General features: G+C 66.2%; 3 protein-coding genes and 1 pseudogene. 1 reads left to right on the top strand and 3 read right to left on the bottom strand.

The genetic code is table 11. The annotated features are described in order from the left end of the window. The coding region (locus tag AC1D00_RS38270; RefSeq protein ID WP_477014242.1) for a GMC family oxidoreductase at window positions 1-792 on the bottom strand (792 nt) is incomplete at its 3' end. Between the two features lie 186 nt (window positions 793-978). Beyond that, the gene (locus AC1D00_RS38265; protein ID WP_025575760.1) at window positions 979-1,203 is read right to left on the bottom strand and encodes a cysteine rich repeat-containing protein; all 225 of its coding nucleotides are present in this window, start codon (window positions 1,201-1,203) and stop codon (window positions 979-981) included. Between the two features lie 234 nt (window positions 1,204-1,437). On the opposite strand from AC1D00_RS38265, the gene AC1D00_RS38260 reads away from it, so the two are divergent. Continuing rightward, entirely contained in the window at window positions 1,438-1,728 is a 291-nt protein-coding gene (locus AC1D00_RS38260; protein ID WP_477014241.1) for a hypothetical protein, read from the top strand. Window positions 1,729-1,867: 139 nt separating this feature from the next. Here the strand turns inward: AC1D00_RS38260 and AC1D00_RS38255 are convergent. Further along, window positions 1,868-2,083 (bottom strand): annotated as a pseudogene (locus tag AC1D00_RS38255) (sensor histidine kinase); the annotation flags it as partial.

Here is a 2,083-nt window from a genome sequence, read left to right as displayed (position 1 = left end):
ACCTACGCCCGACAGCAGGAGTTGTTGCGCCGAGCCGATGGCGCCGGAGGCGAGCACCACCTCGCCGGTCGCGAAGGCGCTCTTCGGCTGCCCGTTCTCGAGATATTCGACGCCGATCGCGCGGGAGCGCTCGATGATGATGCGGGTTACGCGCACGCTTGTCTTCAGCGTGAGATTGGCGCGCGTCAGCGCCGGGCGCAGATAGGCCTTGCCGGTGCCGAAACGTTCACCGTCCCTGATGACGAACTGGAAAAAGCCCGCACCTTCCTGTGTGGCGCCGTTGAAATCGGGATTGTGCGGAAGCCCTGCGGCCTGCGCCGCCTCCAGCCATTTCAATTCGTTCGGGTCGACATGGGGAACGTCGGCGACGTACAGCGGCCCGCTGGTGCCGTGCAAGGGATCGTCGATGAAGCGCGCATTGTTCTCGAAGGCGATGAATTTCGGCAGCACGTCGCGCCACGCCCAGCCTGCGCATCCCGCCTTCTCCCAGCCGTCGTAATCGGAAGGCAGGCCGCGGATATAGATCATCGCATTGATTGCGCCGGAGCCGCCGACCATCTTGCCGCGCGGCCAGAAAATGCGCCGGCCGCGGCAGCCCGCCTGCGGTTCGGTATAGTAGCCCCAGTCGACCGCCGTGTTGAACATTGTCGGCCAGTCCGACGGAATGTCGGAAGCGCGCGGCGCCGCCCGGCCTGCCTCCAGCACCAATACCTTGCGATGTGGATCGGCCGACAGCCGGTTGGCCAGCACGCAGCCGGCCGAGCCGGCGCCTACGATGATCGTGTCGTACATTGAATGGCACTCCGAGGATCACAGCGTCGTGACGCGGAGTGCTTGCAAGAATTGTGCTTTGCGTGCGACCTCGTCATTCCGGGATGCGTGCACAGCACGCAGGCCCGGAATCCATCTATCCGCAGAGAACGTGGCGAGATGGATTCCGGGTTCGCTCCGTTGGAGCGCCCCGGAATGACGACTGGTTCAGCCCCCGTGCGACTCCACGACCTTGCGGCAGCCGTCCGAAAGCTTCGACTTGTTCTCGCGCAGGCAGGCGTTCATCTGCGGCGGCTTGCCGACATGTTCGGCGCAGAATTTGCTGGCGTCGCCGCGGCAGGCCATCTGCTCCTGCAGCGTCGGACCGGATTGTGCCGCGGCGGGCAGGGCGGTGGCGGCGAGCAGCAGCGCGGCAAGAACCGAAATCTTCATAAAACACCTCTTTGGGATTGTCGGTGGTCCCGTTTGGGATCGAGCGGGCGGACCATCCCGCGAAGGCCTGGTGCCGGTCCATGCCATGTTCATGGCATCGGCTCGCGCTCCTGGCCTCCGTACCCCCATCTTCATGGCATGTATCCGTGCGCCGTCTTTTGCCATTCAGACTGCACGTCGGCTGCGAAACCCGGTGATTGCACCGGGACGCCGAACGGGAAGCAGGAGAGCAAGATGTCGAAAAGAGCGGGAGCGCTGAGTGCCGGGCTGACGATCATGGCGCTGGCGGGTGCTGCGATGGTGTCGCTGGGCACGAGCCCGGCGCAGGCGGTGGTCTATTGCAAGACGGTCGGCGTGCCCAAGGGCTGCGTGGTGCGGCCGACGGCGGCGGTGGTGGTCGCGCCGGGAGCCCCGGTCGCGGCAGTTGCGGTCGCGACGCCCGGCCTCGGTGCGCCCGGTGTCGGCGTACGTGCCGGCACGCCGATGAATCGCGGCGGTCCGGTCAATCGCGTCGGCATCCGCTGACGATCTCGTTCGATTGAGTTGATTGCATCGCTTCGGGCGAAGGGATGACTTGCGGACGAACACCCCCCGTCCTCCGCATGAAAACCATCCGGCCCGTTCCCTCTCTCCGTGCGTCCCACACGTTCGGGGAGGGGGCTTTTCAGCTGGCAGCGGCGTCGCTGTCGGGAAAGATCTGCGGCAATTGCAGCCGTACCCGCGTGCCCGAGGCATCCGAGCTCAGATCGAGCACCGCGCCGCAGCGCGCAGCGCGGCTTCTCATGTTGCGCAGGCCCCGTGCGGTCTGGCTCGCGCCCGCGGCCGCGCAATCGCCCGCCAGCGCAAAACCACGGCCGTCGTCGGTCACGCTGATCACGCC

This window comes from Bradyrhizobium sp. P2_E8 (assembly GCF_056403875.1).
Note: the sequence above shows the minus strand (reverse complement) of the source record. Positions and strands in the feature narration are given on the sequence as shown.